At 54.2% G+C, this 18,405-nt stretch carries 16 protein-coding genes and 1 tRNA gene; 7 read left to right on the top strand and 10 right to left on the bottom strand.

Annotated features, from left to right (window positions below):
* Positions 1-3 precede the first annotated feature (3 nt).
* Complete coding sequence (locus AC5S3R_RS14570; RefSeq protein WP_494267819.1) at positions 4-1,275, top strand: amidohydrolase family protein; 1,272 nt, start codon at positions 4-6, stop codon at positions 1,273-1,275.
* Positions 1,276-2,523 carry a glycosyltransferase gene (locus AC5S3R_RS14565; protein ID WP_494267818.1) on the top strand — a complete coding sequence of 416 codons (1,248 nt, stop codon included), beginning with the start codon at positions 1,276-1,278 and terminating at the stop codon, positions 2,521-2,523.
* Positions 2,524-2,585: 62 nt separating this feature from the next.
* On the opposite strand, the gene AC5S3R_RS14560 is transcribed toward AC5S3R_RS14565, so the two are convergent.
* Entirely contained in the window at positions 2,586-3,602 is a 1,017-nt protein-coding gene (locus AC5S3R_RS14560; protein ID WP_494267817.1) for an aldolase, read from the bottom strand.
* A gap of 285 nt (positions 3,603-3,887) precedes the next feature.
* Between AC5S3R_RS14560 and AC5S3R_RS14555 the strand changes: the two genes are divergently transcribed.
* On the top strand, positions 3,888-4,850 hold the full coding sequence (locus tag AC5S3R_RS14555; protein ID WP_494267816.1) for a phytanoyl-CoA dioxygenase family protein: 963 nt from the start codon (positions 3,888-3,890) through the stop codon (positions 4,848-4,850).
* 262 nt (positions 4,851-5,112) lie between these two features.
* Here AC5S3R_RS14555 and AC5S3R_RS14550 read toward each other — a convergent pair.
* The 4 genes from AC5S3R_RS14550 to AC5S3R_RS14535 form a co-directional block, all read right to left on the bottom strand.
* A tRNA-Glu gene (locus tag AC5S3R_RS14550) sits at positions 5,113-5,187 on the bottom strand.
* 92 nt (positions 5,188-5,279) lie between these two features.
* Positions 5,280-5,555: a DUF507 family protein gene (locus AC5S3R_RS14545; RefSeq protein WP_494267815.1), complete on the bottom strand. Its 276-nt coding sequence runs from the start codon at positions 5,553-5,555 to the stop codon at positions 5,280-5,282.
* 2 nt (positions 5,556-5,557) lie between these two features.
* Complete coding sequence (locus tag AC5S3R_RS14540; RefSeq protein WP_494267814.1) at positions 5,558-5,836, bottom strand: DUF507 family protein; 279 nt, start codon at positions 5,834-5,836, stop codon at positions 5,558-5,560.
* Positions 5,837-5,994: 158 nt separating this feature from the next.
* Complete coding sequence (locus tag AC5S3R_RS14535; protein ID WP_494267813.1) at positions 5,995-6,345, bottom strand: (2Fe-2S) ferredoxin domain-containing protein; 351 nt, start codon at positions 6,343-6,345, stop codon at positions 5,995-5,997.
* Positions 6,346-6,515: 170 nt separating this feature from the next.
* On the opposite strand from AC5S3R_RS14535, the gene AC5S3R_RS14530 reads away from it, so the two are divergent.
* Complete coding sequence (locus tag AC5S3R_RS14530) at positions 6,516-6,992, top strand: hypothetical protein (RefSeq protein WP_494267812.1); 477 nt, start codon at positions 6,516-6,518, stop codon at positions 6,990-6,992.
* A gap of 180 nt (positions 6,993-7,172) precedes the next feature.
* Complete coding sequence (gene recJ / locus AC5S3R_RS14525) at positions 7,173-8,888, top strand: single-stranded-DNA-specific exonuclease RecJ (RefSeq protein WP_494267811.1); 1,716 nt, start codon at positions 7,173-7,175, stop codon at positions 8,886-8,888.
* Between the two features lie 71 nt (positions 8,889-8,959).
* On the opposite strand, the gene AC5S3R_RS14520 is transcribed toward recJ, so the two are convergent.
* Both AC5S3R_RS14520 and AC5S3R_RS14515 read right to left on the bottom strand, forming a co-directional pair.
* Positions 8,960-10,006, bottom strand: a complete 1,047-nt coding sequence (locus AC5S3R_RS14520) for a YXWGXW repeat-containing protein (RefSeq protein ID WP_494267810.1) — start codon at positions 10,004-10,006, stop codon at positions 8,960-8,962.
* 161 nt (positions 10,007-10,167) lie between these two features.
* Positions 10,168-11,133: a DUF3034 family protein gene (locus AC5S3R_RS14515; protein WP_494267809.1), complete on the bottom strand. Its 966-nt coding sequence runs from the start codon at positions 11,131-11,133 to the stop codon at positions 10,168-10,170.
* 169 nt (positions 11,134-11,302) lie between these two features.
* On the opposite strand from AC5S3R_RS14515, the gene tmk reads away from it, so the two are divergent.
* Complete coding sequence (gene tmk / locus AC5S3R_RS14510) at positions 11,303-11,968, top strand: dTMP kinase (RefSeq protein ID WP_494267808.1); 666 nt, start codon at positions 11,303-11,305, stop codon at positions 11,966-11,968.
* Between the two features lie 6 nt (positions 11,969-11,974).
* Here tmk and AC5S3R_RS14505 read toward each other — a convergent pair whose 3' ends face one another.
* The 3 genes from AC5S3R_RS14505 to AC5S3R_RS14495 form a co-directional block, all read right to left on the bottom strand.
* Positions 11,975-12,454 (bottom strand): DinB family protein, encoded by a 480-nt coding sequence (locus tag AC5S3R_RS14505; protein WP_494267807.1) that lies wholly within the window; start codon positions 12,452-12,454, stop codon positions 11,975-11,977.
* 86 nt (positions 12,455-12,540) lie between these two features.
* Positions 12,541-15,891 (bottom strand): S41 family peptidase, encoded by a 3,351-nt coding sequence (locus AC5S3R_RS14500; protein ID WP_494267806.1) that lies wholly within the window; start codon positions 15,889-15,891, stop codon positions 12,541-12,543.
* An 88-nt stretch (positions 15,892-15,979) separates the two neighbouring features.
* A complete protein-coding gene (locus AC5S3R_RS14495) occupies positions 15,980-16,606 on the bottom strand; it encodes a TetR/AcrR family transcriptional regulator (protein ID WP_494267805.1) in 627 nt (208 codons plus the stop codon).
* A gap of 156 nt (positions 16,607-16,762) precedes the next feature.
* On the opposite strand from AC5S3R_RS14495, the gene AC5S3R_RS14490 reads away from it, so the two are divergent.
* Positions 16,763-18,391 carry a DHA2 family efflux MFS transporter permease subunit gene (locus tag AC5S3R_RS14490; RefSeq protein ID WP_494267804.1) on the top strand — a complete coding sequence of 543 codons (1,629 nt, stop codon included), beginning with the start codon at positions 16,763-16,765 and terminating at the stop codon, positions 18,389-18,391.
* The last annotated feature ends 14 nt before the right edge of the window (positions 18,392-18,405 follow it).

Genomic DNA, 18,405 nt, shown 5'->3' with positions numbered 1-18,405 from the left:
CATATGCCTATCCAGCTTCAAGGATGCCGCTGCGTGTTCTCTGTGGATAAAAATACTCCTGCCTCCCTGAGAGTCGCAGAGGGGAGGATTACCCATATCTTCCAAGACCAAACAGCGATACCTCCTTCCGAATATATCGCTATCGATATGAGCGATTTTCTCATCATGCCCGGACTCATCAACGCACATGACCACTTACATTTCGCATTGCACCCGCGTCTAGGCAATCCTCCGTATCGAAACTATATCGAGTGGGGAGAGGACATCCACAATTGCAACGCCGACGTAATAGCGCACTACAATGCCGTACCTCGCGACGTTCGTCTCTGGTGGGGAGGGCTCCGCAATCTTTTCTGCGGCGTAACGACAGTCTGCCATCATGACACTCTCTGGCCGCAGTTACAACGGGGTGACTTTCCGATTCAGGTCCTGCAGAGATTCGGATGGGCTCACTCCGTCGCACTTGGTGGCGATATTCGTCGGAAACATGCTGCAACACCTGCAGGAAGTGCATTCATCGTTCACACGTGCGAAGGTCTTGACAGCGTGGCAGTCGAGGAGGTCTTTACACTCGACCGCCTCGGGGTTCTAGATGCAAACACGGTGCTTGTGCATGGCCTGGCAATTGATAACGACGGCATCGCGCTTGTGCAACAATGCAAAGCTTCGCTCATCGTATGTCCCTCATCCAATCACTTCCTCTTCGGACGAATGCCGCAGATGCAGCGTCGCAGCATTGCAAATGTAGCTCTGGGGAATGACTCACCTATCACTGCGACCGGCGACTTGCTGGATGAAGTTCGATTTGCCATTCAGCATTGCGATGTCATTCCATCCGATGCATACCACATGGTTACAGAAGCCGCTGCCTCCGTCCTTCGTCTACGGAGTGGCGAAGGAGCCATTCGCCTTGGCGGTGTCGCAGACCTGATTGCCATTCGAGACACAGGCCAATCTGTTGCCAAAAGATTGCAGTCGCTTTCGATGGAACATATTGAGTTCGTGATGATTCACGGGTGCATCCAACTCGCTTCCGATAATGTCTACCGGCATCTGCCTGCATATTCAACGGAGGGGCTCAATCCACTTTGGGTCAACGGACATCTGCGATGGTTACGTGCTCCCATAAAAGATTTGCTGCAAAGTGCTGAAGCCATTCTGGGAACCGGACAGGTTCAGATGAGCGGACGTTCGCTCCGCTGGATGGAGACAGATGCTTTCTGCAACAGAGAAACTTGGCTGGAACAATCCACTAGCGGCATCGGGAGAAGATAAGTGGCACACTTCGGACTGCTGGCCTACAAGGGGGCAGGACATCTCAACCCGCTCTTGGCGCTATCAAGAAGACTCGTATCACGCGGACATCGCGTTACAGTCTTTCAACAGCCAGACATGGAGCAGAAAGTTCGCCAACATGGTCTGGAATACTTCGCGATGGATGCAGCAGTCACAGCCGACGCATCCTCTACTCACATAGGCAAGTCCAACAACCATCCCATCTCCCCGCTTGCCGAGATTCGCTCCCGTCTCCAGCGCGTCAATGAGGAAATGCGGCATTTTCTTGAAGCATATCCCGCTGCCATACGAGCCTCAGGTGTAGATACGCTCTTGATAGGAGAAATATCCCTCGCTGGGCCCAGCGTGGCCGAGATGATGCGTCTTCCTTATTTCATTGTTTCGACCACCATTCCGCACAACTTCGGCTGGAAGGCGCCTCGCTTCATCGAGCCACGAACCTATTGGTGGGAGCATCTACGCAAGGAGCTGCTGGAGGTCTCTGTACTTCGTATGCGCGGTCCAGTGCGCCGGAGTCTAGACAAGTACAGAAAGCAGCTTGAACTGCAATCAATTTGCAACATCGGCAAAACATTCCCGGAGCTTGCACACATTACACAATGGCCTCAGTGCCTCGATATTCCACGTCACAAGCTACCTCCGCGCTTCTTCTATGCCGGCCCTTTCATAGATGTAGAGTCAAGGCCCATCGTGAACTTTCCCTGGGAACGTCTTGATGATCGCCCCCTCGTGTATGTTTCGCTGGGAACAACGCGGAAGGGCAACCCGGAACTCTTCTATAAAATCGCAGAAGCCTGCGAACAACTGAACTTGCAGGCAGCGATTACCTTTGGAGGAACTCGCGACTCGACGGAATTACCCCAGTTTCCGGGAAATGCAATAGTCGTCAGCAACGCTCCACAGCTTGAGTTGTTGCAACATGCAAACCTCGTCGTCACACATGCAGGCCCCAACACCGTTCTTGAAACTCTGAGGAACGGCAAGCCAATGCTCGCACTTCCCATCACGCTGGATCAGCCTGCCATCGCTGCAAACCTGTCCAGACTCGGAGTCGCTGAAGTACTTTCCGCAAAGAGCCGCTCTGCAGGTCATATTCGCGATGCGTTAGCCAAGCTGCTCAGTGAACCGCGTTACCGCCATACCGCAGAAAATTTACAACAGCAGCTCTGCACGCATGACGGACTCGATAATGCCGCACAAATCATAGAAGACCTACTACCGAAGTAACCGGAAACCAATGCCAATACGCTAAGATGCGGTATCGCATTCTCTTCTCACGTCATATATAGTCAGAGCTCGTCCATCAGATTTTCCAACTCTGCAATCGCTTCGTCCAAGGAGCAGTAGTGCAAATCATAGCTAGGCACATCAGCAAATCGTTTCAGAATAAGCGCATGCCTCGCACGAATACTTCCTGCCGAATAAAGCTCGTCGCACATCCGATCTGTCGCACTGCCTCGCGGCAGTCTCTTTAATCCCCTTTTCGCCTCCGGATAGCGCCTGAGATACACTACCGCGAAAATATCAGCTTCCGCTGACGACTTGATTGCAGGCAAATCACTAACCGGAACTTCAATCGACGGCTTCCCTTCTATGCGCGAAGTAATCGAGTGATGCGCTAGCTCTGGAAACAGCTCCTTCGCTGCCGGACGAAAGCGTACTCGATGCGCGTGCCCTACCACGCGCAATGACTCGGAAGCATTCACGAAATACACCGTATCATCAGACGTGTAGATCCATCCCGCTCGTGCACAAGCGTAAGAAAGTGTTGACTTGCCAGCGCCTGAATCGCCACACAGCAAAACACCTTTTCCATTTCGGCTGACACATCCGGCATGTAGGTCTGTTACGACAAACGAGCCCAATAGCAGGTAGACAACCTTCTCCAGAAAATTCCGTTGAAAATAGAGCCGATTCTCCACCGCACATTCATTCAGCCATGTAAAGTTTGTTCCAGTTTGCAAGTCCAGCAAAGCCTGGTTCTTCTGATCTGCAACAAGCGAATACAAATGGTCATACTCGCGACGAGTAGGCTCCTGCGGGCACAGCGTAGCTCCATCTTTTGTTACGCCAACTCGTATTTGCAACCCAGAGTTTCCGTGCCGTATGCAATTATGTCCAAAACTTTGTTCAGCCGTCTCCATAACTCTGGCATCGTTGGTAAGGATTTCCACCTCAAAGCCAAGCGGATAGAACGAGCGGCGAATACCCAGCGCCATATCACAAAGCAACGCTTCCTGCGCTCGAGCAGAAGCCTTCCGGTCCTCTTTCTGTCCGGGCAAAGATAAGCAAGAGGGAGCATCCATGATTACGTATTCACTCTCCTACTGCAGGAGCAAGCCGCTCTCGCATCAACAATTCCGTATTTACATGCAACTTGCATTTAAGCAAGGGAACGACTATTGCAAGGCTAGTCGGAGTTCGACGTATCTTTGTCATGGAGCGGTCATACAAATGTCATCGTCTCTAGCTGTTTTTTGAATGACATTCAAGTGACAAACAGCAAACGAGCCAAAGACACTTCATTGTGTCTCTCACACTACTGTAACTACAGCATCCACGGAACAGATTGCCGTGCAGGAGAGACACACATGAAGAATTTCCATGAACTGCAGATGGAATCCCTTAGCCCCGAGTCACTGCGTAATCAGCTTAACTCAAAAGGCTACGCGCTCATCCGCAATCTGCTGCCACAGGATGCCGTTCGGTCTGTTCTCGCAGACGTTACAACCTTGCTCCATGCCGCCCAATGGCTCAATCCATCCTTTGACCCTCTGGACCACATCCCCGCGGATGGCGTTGCGTTTGGTGATCCCGACCCGGTCTTCAAGCATGTGTATCAGCAGGTTTTCAACCTCGAATCATTTCACACGCTACCGCATCAGCTCGCCTTGCGAAAAACTATGCAAATGCTCGTGGGCGATGAAGTGCTGGTCCACCCCAAGCCTATCGGTCGCTTGATCTTCCCCAACTGCGAGCGTCTTGTAGTCCACCCGCATCAGGATTACGAGTTCATGGGAGGCGACCCTGAATTCTTTACCGTCTGGATTCCGCTGCATGATTGCCCAGTCGAAACCGGGCCATTACAAATTATCGAGGGCTCACATCGCCACGGTATCCACCAGCACCAGAGGGAAAACCTTCATGTCCCAGAGATACCGATAGGCGTCATCGCAGACCAGGAGTGGACTGGGGGAAGCATCAACGCAGGCGATGTGTTGATTTTTCACAGCCTGACCGTTCACGCCGCTTCACCAAATATCTCGCGACAGATGCGTCTCTCCATAGATTGCCGATTCCAGAATGCACGCCGTGCCCTAAATCCTTCCAATCTTGTCTTTGCAGGCGAATCCGGAAAATCCTGGGACAAAACCTATGCCAACTGGAAGTCAGACAACCTGAAGTTCTATTGGCAGAACCTGCCGCTATTCCTGAAACCTTCCAAGCTTGAACTGGAACAAATGGCCAAAAATGCCGAATCGTCAGCAGCGCGCGTCCGCTATGAACGTATGGCAAGCCAACTTCACAGAGGCGTGAAAGAGCACCGCTACTAGCTAACAGCAGAGCAACTGAGTGAGAACCTGGAAAGCCTGGAGTAATAGACAGGCCGTCAATTCATCATGGGCCTAATCGAGCTGGTTTCGGATACAGTAGGTTTCAAGGAACGTTCTGCCAACTGAATAGCCAGTTCTCAGAGACTGGGGGGTGCCTCTAGGAGCTATGCAAGAGGAGTTTGAGAAACCTTATGAGGTTTATCGAATTCCTGTAACTCATATATTTTTCAGGGGTTTAAGCATAGAAAATACAAAAATTAGCTGGTAGCGCTAACGGGAATCGAACCCGTGTTTTAAGATTGAGAATCTCACGTCCTAACCCCTAGACGATAGCGCCACACTTTGCGGGGATGGCTGAAACGGAATCGTTTAGCCGCTCTCACTACTTTATCAAAAAAAAGGCTCTAAGCCAATGGGCTGCGCAGGGAGCTAAATACCCAGCTTGCGTACTTCCTCGTTATAGTACTTGCGATAGAGGATCTCCCACTCCTGCGTGCCTTCCAGAATGATTTTACGCTGGGAGGTAATCTTCGCACGAGCAGCAGCGTCAATCTTGGCTTCTTCATTCAGCAGAGATTCAAGAGCCTTGCGCGCTTCTTGGCGAATCGTATTGCGGTCTTCCATGAAGCCAACTTCGTCGATTTCCGCCAGCGTATCGGCAACGGTATGTGCGAGCTTATTGAGCTTGTCGCGGCTGATTCTCATGGCTACAGCACCGCCTTGTACTTGCGCGCGAGTTCATTCTTCACCTTCTTGAACATCTCAGCGTATTGTGCGCCGGATTTGCGCATCTCTTCCGAATACGCTTCAAGAATCACGCGCACTTCTTCATTGATGCGGTCTTCTAGCGAAAGTTCGTCAATCAACGCATTGGACACACGCTCCTCCGTCGCAGGCAAGTTGCTGGTGGTGATGAACTTGGCCTCGATGAGGTGCTTGACCGTACGCTTACCCAGGTAGCCGATGTATTCGCGGGAAAAGATCATGAGTTAAGGTTCAGAATAGCGCATTGGGGCCATCTATGTACACAATGCTGCCCACGAGCCGCATTCCAGGGTAATCTCTGCTAGCCGGTGCGGCCTTACAGCGATTTTCATTGTGCTACCGAAGCTGCAGCAATCTCGAATTCTCTTGTTAGAAACCTTCAACCGCGGTGCGGACAGGATTTCGTATTGATGCACTCGTCGGCAAGGCGCAGGCGCTCGACTGGACGGCCGTTGACCAAATGCTCCTGCACAATCTCCGCTACATCGGCGGGCGTTACGTGTCCATACCAGACAGATTCGGGATACACAACAATAGTTGGGCCGTGCTCGCATTGATCCAGGCAGCCCGCTTTGTTGATGCGCACGCGAGAGCCAAGATTCGCGGCCTTCACATTCTGTTGCAACTGGGTAAGAATCTCACTGGTGCCATCCACAGTACAGGACGGACGCGGCGCACCTGCGGGGCGATTATTGAGACAGACAAAAACATGATGCTCGAAAACGGGCAAAGGGAAAAATCCTCCTGATTCGAGAGTAAAGCAAGAGCGAGGGATGAGTGACGAAGGACGAGGAGCGGATTCTTCTTACTACATTCGCTGACTTTTCGTCCCTTATCCTTCGTCACTCGCCCTTAACTTTCCACAACCGGGGCCCCATCTGCGAGAATGAAGACCAGAGTATGAGTAAAGATAATCTGCTTGCCCTTAAAGACGACATGGTGGCCTTCATTGAAGGCCATGGACTGCTCCGCGTACCCGGCTTTGTCACCGAAGAAGTTCCCACCGTTCTGTGGGATGGCAAAGACAACCCGGACTCGTGGAAGGACTTTGTGGAGATGGCCAAGCATGTTGGCGCTCCCTTTGTAACCTTCAGCGAAATAACACTGGAGCGCGAAGAACTCGACGCACTGGTGGAGGAAGCCGGGGAGATGAACTATCCTGACGAAGAAGCCACTGAACTTGTCGAAGCGGAGATGCTGCGTAAATATTCCGGAATGCTCGGTTATATTCAGCTTGGCTTTGTCTATCAGGGGCTTGTCTTTCTGCATGAAACCACCACTGAGTGGTATGAGCGCTATCAATCGCTACTTGAAGACATCGAAAGCTTCCGCGACATCGTCATCGACGACCATCACCACCACGACGACGAAGATTAGCCATCTTAGGAACTGCGCTTCACGCACCAGAGCGCCTTTGCGTTCCTCTCGATGGGAGAAGTTAGCAATGTGCCGGATTGAGCCAAAAGCCTTCCGGCATATTGGCAATTAGCCGAAGCGAACTATGGCACAGACAGCACTATGACGATTCGGCAGCGATGGATAATGGAGCCTGCACACATGCAGGAGTCAGAGACTCTGGCAAAAGCTGCACATTTGCCGCTGGTGCTGGCTGAACTTCTCATTGCTCGCGGTATTTCGGATGCACCTGCTGCACACGCCTTTTTAAACCCCTCAACAGACCAGTTGCATGCCCCTATGCTCATGCTCGGCATGAACGAGGCAGTTGCTCGTGTTGAACGCGCTATAGCACAGCACGAGCCTATTCTGCTTTACGGAGACTACGACGTAGATGGTACGACAGCCGTTGTTCTGATGAAGACCGCCATCGAAATGCTTGGCGGCGTAGTACGTTTTCACGTACCACATCGGCTGCGCGAGGGCTACGGGCTGCAGTCGAGCGTGCTTGAGTCTGCTTATGCAGATGGCGTGCGGCTTGTCATCACAGTAGACACTGGCATGCGCGCCGTTGCAGAGGCGGAAACAGCAAAGCGAATTGGCCTCGACCTCATCATCACCGACCATCACCTGCCTAGCGCAAGCGATCCCCTGCCCTGTGCAACCGCAATTCTGAATCCGAATCAACCAGGTTGCCAATATCCAGAGAAATCACTCTGCGGCGCTGCTATTGCCTGCAAGTTAGCACAAGCATTGCTGGAGCGGCGCGATGCCGCGAGAGCGCGAGAAAAGATTCTGCCAAGCTTTCTAAAAATGGCGGCAATCGCCACAATTGCCGATGCCGTTCCTCTACGCGGAGAAAATCGAGTCATCGCAGCGCTGGGCTTGCGTGAACTGCGTAAGCCAGTTGGCGCAGGACTGCGTGCGTTGTTCAACGTGGCAAAGCTCGACCCAACATCAAAGGCGCTCACCGGCTTTGATATAGGCTTCCGTATTGGCCCACGCATCAATGCGGCAGGGCGCATGGATATTGCCTCAGAAGTTGTGGAACTGTTTACAACTCGCGATGAAGGACGCGCCTGCGAATTGGCTGACAAGCTGGAAGTGTTGAACAAGCAGCGACGTGATACCGAAGCCACGGCTCTTGCACAGATTGAGCGTCGGCTGGCGGAAGATTCTGAACTGTGCGAAGCTCCGCTACTCGTCGTCGATGGCGAAGACTGGCACCGCGGTGTGATTGGCATCCTTGCTTCACGTGTTGTGGAACGCGCAGCCAAACCTGCAATTGTTGTAAGCGTGGAAGATGGCATAGCGCATGGATCGGGCCGTTCGGTGGATGGTTTTCCTCTGCTGGAAGCAATTGAAACATGTGCGGATATCTTCACACGCTTTGGTGGTCATGCCTTTGCGGTGGGCTTTGCACTGCCTGCGGAGAAGCTTCCAGAACTGAAGAAACGGCTTGTAAAGCATGCCAGTGAAAAGCTTGCCGGTCGCGAACCGGAACAACTTCTGCGCATTCATGCCGATCTTCCGCTTGAGCGCATCACGCCCGTTCTGGTCGGGTGGCTGCGTAAGTTGGAACCGCTGGGGCATGGCAATCCTGAGCCTGCGTTTCTTGCGCGCGGCGTGCGCGTATGTTCCGCGCCCCGCATCATGAAGGAACGGCACATACGTCTTGAACTTTCAGGCCACGCATCCAGCGCAGGAGCCATGAAGTGTATAGGCTGGGATTGGGCCGCGCGCTGTGCAGATAGGAATGTGCGCGAAGGAAGCGTGGTAGACGTTGCCTATCGTATCCGAGAGAATGAGCATCCTGAGTTCGGCGGAATTGAAATGGAGATGCTCGGAATACGCAATGCGAAAAATATTAACAAATAGTGTGCTCCGTACAAACTACAAAGGCCCACGAAATTTCGTGGGCCTTTGTAGTTTGTATTTACAGAAAGAACTTATCTTCCATGCGGCCCATGCGGAGCCGAGTGCTGCTGCGGAGCCGAATAATGCTGTTGAGGAGCCGCTGGACGGCTGAAGCTCTCCCTTGACTGCTGCGGCTGGTTAAAGCTGGGCCGCTGCTGGTTCACAGTCGGACGCTCAGCCTGCTGGTTGAAGTTCTGCCGCTGCGTCGGCTGATTCGCCGTCGGACGCTGCGTCTGATTGAACGCTGGACGGCTGGCAGCCTGATTACCAGACCGTTCATTGTTGTTATTGAACCCGGGGCGATTGGCCGGAACCGAGTTGTTCGCCGGGCGCGCTTCGTTGAAGGTCGGACGGTTCGCACCGGGGTTCGCGTGGTTTTCCGCCTGCAGCGGGCGATTAGCCACAAGGTTCTGCGGACGGCCGTTGTTGACCCTGGCATAGGACGAGCGGTCGTTGCGCGCTGTTTGCATATGCTGCTGCTGGAAGCTTGTCGGAGCCACATGGCGCTCGTTCATGTAAGAGCGCTCTGCGACAGAAGGCGGATGGTTGATACCACCGGGGCCGCCGCTGAAGGCAACGCGGCGGTCATTCATAACCATATTGCGTTGCACAATCGTACGATCCTCATACACATTGCGAACATATGTACGGTTCACGTTCATCACAGCCGTATTGTAGCGGAAGTGTCCGCCGCCCCACATGCCGCCGACAAAGCCGACACCCATGTAACCGAAGCCATAGTTAATGCCACCGTAGTAGCCAACGTGCGGCCCCCAGTAACCGGGATGGAAGATGTAGAGGCTGTTTTCATATCCCCAGTACGGCGGAGTCCAAAGGGCACCTACATAAGGAGCCGGAACCCAGGCACCCGGGACCCAGTAATAACCGTCCGGACCGTAGGCCCAGTAACCCGGCGTCCAGATGAGGTCGGGGCTGGGGCAGATAGGCTGCACGTAAACGGGCAGTACAGGAGGCCCAAAGTTCACGCTGATAAACACGCCCGCATGCGCCTTCGTTGCGGGAATCAAGGGAAGCAGTAACACCAGCAAAAGCCAGCGTGCGGAACGGAAAAGTTTCATAAATCTATGGTCCTCCTGATACATGTAAGCCCGCGTGCGTCCACAGGCTATTGGGTTAGAACCCAGGTGGCGGCGGGAAGTTGCAATTGACAGCGAAAATCTTATGAATTGTATAAGATACGTCTCTTTGGGAACGATAATACCAGCGCCTGCTAAGCATATCAGTACCGCAGTCCAAGACTCAGGCCAAAGATCTTGCGAGCCTCCAGATTGACGGGGGCCAGTGCCGGTCCTTGCGGCGTCAGCACCTCGGTTTCGCCAATCATACCGGCCACCTGTCCCACCCCCACACCAACGCTGAAGTGCGGGTTTTCGCGCTGCGTCACACGCAGAGCGTAATCCATGGTGGTGGACAGCCGCCCGCCGCCACCCGCCAGCAAATATCCAAGGTTGACCGAGCGAGAAGGCTGCTGCAAAAAGCCCGCTGCAGGAACAATAATCGTATGTAGTGGCCCCGGCACTGGAATACCAAGCCCGCCAAAAAGCCGTCCTTGGTATCGCGTGGACTGACCGCCAATACCAAGAATAGAAGCATTTGTAGCCTTGAAGCCAAGATTCGCAATAAACGGAATAGGCTTATGCGCCCATGTTTTGGTGGCTACCAGATACAAATCCTCATTGGTATAAGACTTAAGCGGGCCGCCAAGCGCCTGCCCAATCGCTCCGGAGACATACTTATCTCCCGTACGAACTACAAAGCCCGCAGCCAGTCCCGGAGTCAACGGAGTTCCCTGCCCGTCCTTGACCACCGTCACTTTGCCATTAAAAACATTCATACCCGCGTAGTGCCACAAACTGCTGAAGGCTGTCGAGTCGCCCGTCACATGCACGTTGCGCGTGTAACCAAACTCAGCACGATTAGCAATGCCTTCCTCAATGCTGAAGTTGTGAACATCGCCAATCACCTTGTCGGTATTGAGAAAGTAATATCCCATAACAGGGTGCGAGAAGATCTGCTTCTTTCCTGACGGAACGACGTAGGCCGTAGGCGTAACGAACCCTCCTGTCTGGCCTTCAATCGTCAGGCTCTGCGCCCAGAGGCTGGTGGCGGACGCCAGCACTGCGCCAACAAACACTGTGCAAAAAATATGAGGGGAACAACCAACAAACTTCACTGCTAACTCCATGGGGGAAATGTTCTCCGTTCTTTCACATGAACCTCCCTCTTTTAGCGCAATGCGGGTGCGGAAGTCGCGGTCAATTTACTTTGCCTTAAAATAGTTCCTCTCGGAAATGCCTTCGAACTGCCCGGCGCATTACTCGGTCATAGGCACCGTGAAATGTTAAACTCACGCCATGCCATGGGGCTTGTTCATCACACTGGAAGGTTTGGACGGTTCAGGAAAAACAACGCAGCTCAAGCGCCTTGCCGCATGGATGCAGAAGCGGGGCGTCGAGCCCGTGGTGACACGTCAGCCCGGAGGCACGGAAACTGGCGACCGAATCCGAGCCCTGCTACTCGATTCCCGCTCCGCAGGCCTTGCTCCGCTAACTGAGATGGCGCTTATGTTCGCCGACCGCGCACAGGCGATTGCCGATGTAATTGAACCGGCACTGGCAGCCGGCAAAACCGTTCTCTGTGACCGCTTCACCGACTCCACCGAAGCGTACCAAGGCGGCGGCCGAGAGCTTGGTTCAGAGGTTGTACTGGAGATGCACCGCATTGTCTGCGGAAACCTGCAACCCGATCTGACACTACTGCTGCTTCCCTCCCTTGAAAAAAGCCTGGAGCGCGCGCGCCGCCGCAATGACCGCGTACAGGCCAGCGAAGGCAAAGACGAAAGCCGCTTTGAGCAGGAGAAGGATGCCTTCTACAGCCGCGTGTGGCAAAAATACCGCGAAATCGCTACGCGTGACGCGAATCGCGTTGTTGTCATTGAAGGCGACTTATCCATCGAAGAAGTTCAAGAGCAGATTGTAGAAGCCGTTGCAATGCGCCTCACGCAAACATCGCAAACATAACCTAACTCACGCAGGCCACGCACCCAGCATGCGCCGCACAAGCAACAACTGCCCCAAGTGATAGGCATTATGATCAGCAGTTAACAGCGCTTCCCGCAGCAAAGTCTGCCCCGTTCCATGTGGAATCCGCGCAAACAAATCCGTAGACTCATCTGCCACAATCTCTGCCAGCGTTTTGCGATCTGCGAGAAAAGCGTGAACCGACTTGTCCCAGGCTTTCGCGTCAGGAGGCTCAGGTGAAGCCGGCCAATACCCCTCCGGCCAGTTCGGCGACTCATGCTTGGGATCGCGGCTGAACTCAAGGATGTCCCACTGTGTTAGACGCATATGCTCCAGCAGCTCCCATGGTGAGTGTGGCGAGCCATCCTGCCGCTTACCACGCAACTCTACTGGAAAATCAGCGATGGCATCTTCAAACTCCGCATGCGCTTCACCACTGCTGAGCAGTTTGACCAACTGTTTACGCAAAGCCCCAATCTCGCTCATGAACTCTCTCCCTGCAGCCAATCAAGAATAACGGCGGCCCGATTAAGAGATTCCATGGCGTAGAACAAAGATGCTTCTTCTGCCAGCTAATTTGCGTTGTGAAACGACTTGTTCGGATGCGGCGGAGCTTGCGGAACCGGTCGCGGATCAGCCTTGATCTCCTTCGCAAGCTCCTTCAGCGCCGCATCAAGCTGCGCATCTTCGCCTTTATCTGTGGCGTTCGGCAAATTGTCCACCGTTATATCCGGCTCCACACCACGGCCTTCAATCAACCACTTACCATCTGCGTAAACACCGATTTCCGCCGCCGAGGCCACTCCATTATCCGCCTGTGCGGTGTCTCCGAAACTTAGCCAGATTTCGCCGCCCCACGTGCGCATGCCAATCAGCTTACCCAACTTGAGTCGTTTGAACCCTTCGCTGAAGGCTTCGCCGTCTGACATGGTTTCGTGGTCACATAGCACCACCACATGCCCTCGGAAAGCCCCCTGCATATTCCACGTAGGATTTCCCACGCGCGTTTGGAAGTAAAACCACGCCTGCCGCAGCAACCTCTCCAACAGCCACGAATCGATATTGCCTCCATGGTTATGCCGCACATCAATGATTAGCCCCTGGCGATTGAAGACTGGATAGAAGTCCCGCGCCCACTGGTTAATATCATTCGGGCCCATGGCACGTAAATGGACGTATCCAACCGTGCCGTTTGACTGCTTCTCCACCGTGGTGCGGCGCGTGTACTCCCATTCGTTATAGCGTAGCTGCGCATCCATACCCGAGGAGACCGGCACAACAATCACATCACGCGCCACGCCCTGCGCATCCTTCACATGCAATAGCACCTGCGTTTCTGCCTTGCCGCGCAGCAATACGCGCTCATCCGGAACACTCAGCGCGTCCACACCATCAATACTGGTGATAACTTCGCCGTCCTTCACAGTGGATTCAGGCTTAGCCAGCGGTGGCGCCTGGTTAGGAAGATCAGGGTCATACGCATACACGTGCTCCACCACGTAGCCCCCGGCCTGTGCGTCGCGCCGAAGCCGTGCGCCCAGCGTAGCCACTCCGATGTGATCGCTGGCCTGCCGCTCATCGCCACCAGCAACAAAGGTGTGCAATGCGTCAAGCTCTCCCACCATTTGCGCAATCACATCATTCAGTTCATCGCGATCCGCCACACGATCCACCAATGGCAGATAACGGTCACGCATTGCCACCCAGTTCACGCCATGCATATTGCGGTCGTAAAAATAGTCGCGTTCCAGTCTCCACGCATCTTCAAATAGCCCACGATACTCCGTGCGCGGATTCGTCAGGATGCTCCAGTGAGAAAGATTTATTCCCGCCTTTTCCTTCGCACCATTGCCATCCTTCACATCCGCGTCAAAAATATAGAAGCTGTCATCCTGCGCTACCAGCATCTTCTTGCGGCCTTCGGAAATCTCGAAGCTTTTCACGTCGCTTAGCACGGTGTCAGGCTTGTCGCCCTTATTCGCAATATCCAGGCACTGCAGCGATGCATGCTCGCCTTCGGAATTCGTCCAGCACAAACGCTTCTCCGTTGCAGCCAGACTGCTGTAATTCGCCGCCGGAACCGGAACCTCCGTTACGCGTGCAGCCAGATCGTTGAAATCAATCTTGACCTCAACCTTCTTCTCGTCTTTCTTGTCGTCTTTTTTATCTTTATCATCGGGCTTTTTCTCATCCTTCTTGTCCGCAGCCGCTTTCTCATCCGGCTTCTTTTCTTCCTGTTTGGTCAAATCCTTGCCATCGCGGTACAGCTCATCATCCGCCAGAAACGGCGAGCGTAATCCTGTGGTTAGCGCAAGTTGGTAGACCTTTACCGTTCGGTCAAAGTGAGGCTCCGGCTGGCGCGCACCCCACGGCGCCATCACCGTTGTCTGTAGCGAACGGTCTGACAAAAAGTAAAGCCACTTGCCATCACTCGACCACGCCGGATTACCGCTGTTATAGCGGTCCGAAGTAATCGTCTCAATCTTTCCCGAGTCCACGGCATAAATCTTCACTTGTTGAAACTGGTTGTCTGCCGTCTCCGAATAAGCCAGCCACTTGGAATCCGGCGACCACGTCAAATCACCAAAGTCGCCATTTCTTGAGACAGCGATACGTTTGTCCTGCTTCGAATTCGTATCCAGCAGCCAAAGCTCCAAGTCTTTGTTCCAGTGCGCAATCCACTTCCCATCCGGAGAAACCACTCCACCCCAGCGCAGCACCTTCGCATTGTGTGTCCACTGCTCGCCCTTGCCTACGCCATTTGCCGGATACTTCCAGAACTCCGTCTCGCCACTTTCCGTCGAAAGCGTAACAATCGACTTCCCATCCGGCAGAAAAAATGCACCTCGATAGCGAATCGCATTATTTGATGCAACCTTTACAATGCGCCCCGGCTTGGCCGGCATTACAAACACCTCTCCGCGAGCCGTAAACACTGCACTCGAACCATCTGGCGCAAGATGCACATCCGTCAGATAGTCCATCGGCTTCTTCACCCAGTGCTCGCGCATCTGGTCAAAATCCGACTGCAGCGTAACCGGAATCACCTGCTCATGCCCGCTCGACGGATCGAGCGACCATAGATCCGCAGCCGATGTGTAAACAATCTTTCCATCAGAAATGGACGCGGACTCCACATCGAAAACCTTCTGATGGCTCTCCTGCTTGAGATTCTTGCCGTTCTCATCCATCGACCAGACATTCATAATGCCGTCGCGGTCAGAGAGAAAATACACGCGTCCCTTCCAGAACATTGGATATGCCGATGTGCCTTCATAATCCGTAGTCAGCGGCATAGCCTCATGCACGCCATCGAACTTCCAGATACTCTGCGCAAAGCCTCCTTTGTAGCGCTTGGTCTGGCTCGGCTGTTGATTCCATCGGACAAAAAATAGCGTCTTGCCATCGCTGGAATACACGCCCTGTGCCGCCTCTGCCAACGGAACAATCTCGCGCTTTCCCTGAGCATCCACCAAGGCCAACTGGTCGCCGGGCAACGTGGTATAGCGCCCAGTGGCAATTAGCAATCGCCCATCATTCGCCCATCCTACTGGCGAGGCATTACCCTCCCATGTCCTGCGTTCCGGCAGTCCGCCGGAAATCGGCATGGTGTAAACCTCATGCGGCCCTTCATAATCCGCCAGAAATGCTACCGTCTTCCCATCTGGCGAAATGGTGGCCATCTCCTCAGAGCCCGGTGCAGTTGTCAGCCGATGAGCCGCGCCACCGTGAATATTCACCGTCCATAAATCGCCTTCAGAAGAGAAGACAATCGTGTCGCCATGCAGCGCAGGCCAGCGATAGTAACCGCTATGCGTGCTCTCAGCACCGCTATCAGACCCGGCAGCAAAGATTGTTGGAATGAAAGTGAAAAACAAATACGCTAGCAAAGAAACGCGGCGGGCAACCAAGGTCAGTCGCATGAAAGCTCCGGCACAAGCAGATGGAATGCACGCGGACAGACATCTGTCGGCCTTCTGCAGATTTCCCTGACGCCGCGATGCAAGAATTCTACGTTATAGTGCGCGTCTCGCAGTTCCGTATCTTTGCCCCGTCCGTTGCAATCTGCCCAATCATCCACCGTAGCGTCCGCTGTGCATCTTCGAGGGCAGTACGCGTCCCCTCCAGACGGCTAATCATCAGAGCGCCTTCCAGGGTGGCAATAATGGAATTCGCAACCGTCCGCGGCACCGTCCCCTTGCAAATCTCTCCATTCCCGATTCCCATCTCGACAATCTCCACCAGGCGCTTCTGCCAGTCATGAATCGTTTCCAGAGCCAGCTTGCGCAGAACCGGGTTACCGTCGTCGGAGTCAATCGCTGTGTTCATTAGCGGACAGCCGCCAGGAAGATCCGCGCGTGTCTCCACGAAACGCTTCACTAAGGATAGCAGCAACTCCACCGTTCCATGCTCGCGGTCCACCATGTCCGTGCGCAGTTTGACAGCCTGTTCGAGCGCATAGCGAAAGGCCGCCGCCGCCAACTCCTCTTTGCTGGCAAAGTGGCGGTATAACCCGCCTTTTTCAAGTCCGGTAGCCTTCATCACATCCTGCATGGAACAGCCCTCATACCCGCGCTGATTAAACAGCGGAGCCGCCTTTGCAAGGATATTCAGCCGGGTTAGCTCGCCTTTTTTCATCTTCACTCACGCTTAAAGCAAACTTCGCAAACAAATCTAACTCAAAAATTCATGACTCTAAACAACCGCACAAAAAATCGAATCTGTAGCCAAACATCTGAATCTGATTCATTATGAGACCGAACGGTCTCAAATTTCTACAAGATTCGGACCCGCATGGCTGCCACTGTCGCTTCCCCCGCCCCCCTTGCATCGCCAAAAGCCATCGCGCGTCCCGCCGTCAATCCATGGGTTATCGCGCTAACCGTCACGTTGGCCACCTTCATGGAACTGCTAGACACCTCCATCGCCAACGTCTCGCTTCCTTACATTGCGGGTGGTCTGGGCCGTTCCTACGACGAGGTCACCTGGATTCTCACCAGCTATCTGGTTGCCAACGCCGTCATCCTGCCCCTCTCCGCATGGCTCTCCCGCATTTTTGGCCGCAAAAACTACTACATGCTCTGCGTGGCGCTCTTTACGGTCACATCTTTTCTATGCGGCATTGCGCCCAGTCTTGAAATCATGCTCCTGGCCCGCGTGCTACAGGGCATCGGTGGCGGCGGCCTCGCTCCCGTCGAGCAAGCCATCCTGGTAGACACCTTCCCGCCCGCCAAGCGCGCCTCAGCCTTCGCACTTTACACCATTGCTATCGTTACGGCACCGGCCATCGGCCCCGTACTCGGCGGCTGGATTACCGACAATTTCAACTGGCGCTGGGTCTTTCTCATCAACATCCCCATCGGCTTCCTTTCACTATTTCTCACCAGCCGATTCGTACATGACACGCCGGAGTTCACCGCTGAGCGCAAATTCGTTCGCGACGAAAGCGGCCGCCTGCGTGTAGATGCCGTAGGTATCGCCCTGTTAGGTATTGGCTCCGCGGCTCTCGAAGTCGTGCTCGACCGCGGCCAGATCGACGACTGGTTCGGCTCGCGCACCATCTCATGGCTCTTAGGCATCGCTGTTGTCTGCCTTGGCACAGCCGTCTTCTGGGAGTTCAATCAGAAAGACCCCGTCATCGAATTCCGCCTGCTGCGCTCACGCAACTTCGCGCTCTCCAATCTCTTCTACTTCGTCTTCGGCGTAGGCCTCTTCGCATCCACCACAATGATTCCGCAGATTCTGCAATCGCTCTACGGCTACCGCGCCATCGACGCAGGTCTCGTCCTCGGACCCGGAGCCTTCGTCATCACCATGCTTGCCCCCGTTGGCGCACAACTGGTACAGCGCGGCATCATCGCGCCACGCTACCTGCTCACCATCGCCGTGGTCGTCGTCGGAATCTCATTCCTCCATTACAGCGGTTTCACCCTGCAAACCGACTACAACCATTACGCCTGGGCCCGTGCTCTGCAGGGACTCGGTTACGCCTTTTTCTTCGTTCCGCTTTCGGTCATTGCCTACTCGCAACTCAAGCCTGGCGAAAACAACAAGGCATCCTCGCTCACTAACTTCTTCCGCAACTGGGGTGGCAGCTTCGGCATTGCCTTCATGAACACCATCACCGACCGCCGCCAGTCCTTCCACCAGTCCGTAATCGGCGGCGACCTTGCCGCGCCCACGCCATGGGTACAGCAGCAGGTCCAGGCAACTTCCAGCTTTCTGCAGGCCCACGGCTTCTCTCACGCCGATGCGCTCAACATGGCCTATGGCCGCATCTACAACGAATTACACGCACAAACGCAGATGCTCGCCTTCATGGACTGTTTCCGCATCATCGGCATCATGACGCTCTGCGCCGCGCCGCTAGTGCTGCTCACCAAGCACTTCCGCATGGGCGGAGGTCCGTCCGGTGGACACTAATCCAGCCTAAGTAG

Source organism: Occallatibacter sp. FHG110214_02 (assembly GCF_059115385.1).
This window is presented reverse-complemented; position numbering and strand designations above follow the sequence as displayed.

Coding starts and splice junctions, on each gene's coding strand:
- AC5S3R_RS14570 (WP_494267819.1), top strand. CDS start 4: ATGCCTATCCAGCTTCAAGGATGCCGCTGCGTGTTCTCTGTGGATAAA.
- AC5S3R_RS14560 (WP_494267817.1), bottom strand. CDS start 3,602: ATGGATGCTCCCTCTTGCTTATCTTTGCCCGGACAGAAAGAGGACCGG.
- AC5S3R_RS14555 (WP_494267816.1), top strand. CDS start 3,888: ATGAAGAATTTCCATGAACTGCAGATGGAATCCCTTAGCCCCGAGTCA.
- AC5S3R_RS14545 (WP_494267815.1), bottom strand. CDS start 5,555: ATGAGAATCAGCCGCGACAAGCTCAATAAGCTCGCACATACCGTTGCC.
- AC5S3R_RS14540 (WP_494267814.1), bottom strand. CDS start 5,836: ATGATCTTTTCCCGCGAATACATCGGCTACCTGGGTAAGCGTACGGTC.
- AC5S3R_RS14530 (WP_494267812.1), top strand. CDS start 6,516: ATGAGTAAAGATAATCTGCTTGCCCTTAAAGACGACATGGTGGCCTTC.
- recJ (WP_494267811.1), top strand. CDS start 7,173: ATGCAGGAGTCAGAGACTCTGGCAAAAGCTGCACATTTGCCGCTGGTG.
- AC5S3R_RS14520 (WP_494267810.1), bottom strand. CDS start 10,006: ATGAAACTTTTCCGTTCCGCACGCTGGCTTTTGCTGGTGTTACTGCTT.
- AC5S3R_RS14515 (WP_494267809.1), bottom strand. CDS start 11,133: ATGGAGTTAGCAGTGAAGTTTGTTGGTTGTTCCCCTCATATTTTTTGC.
- tmk (WP_494267808.1), top strand. CDS start 11,303: ATGCCATGGGGCTTGTTCATCACACTGGAAGGTTTGGACGGTTCAGGA.
- AC5S3R_RS14505 (WP_494267807.1), bottom strand. CDS start 12,454: ATGAGCGAGATTGGGGCTTTGCGTAAACAGTTGGTCAAACTGCTCAGC.
- AC5S3R_RS14500 (WP_494267806.1), bottom strand. CDS start 15,891: ATGCGACTGACCTTGGTTGCCCGCCGCGTTTCTTTGCTAGCGTATTTG.
- AC5S3R_RS14495 (WP_494267805.1), bottom strand. CDS start 16,606: ATGAAAAAAGGCGAGCTAACCCGGCTGAATATCCTTGCAAAGGCGGCT.
- AC5S3R_RS14490 (WP_494267804.1), top strand. CDS start 16,763: ATGGCTGCCACTGTCGCTTCCCCCGCCCCCCTTGCATCGCCAAAAGCC.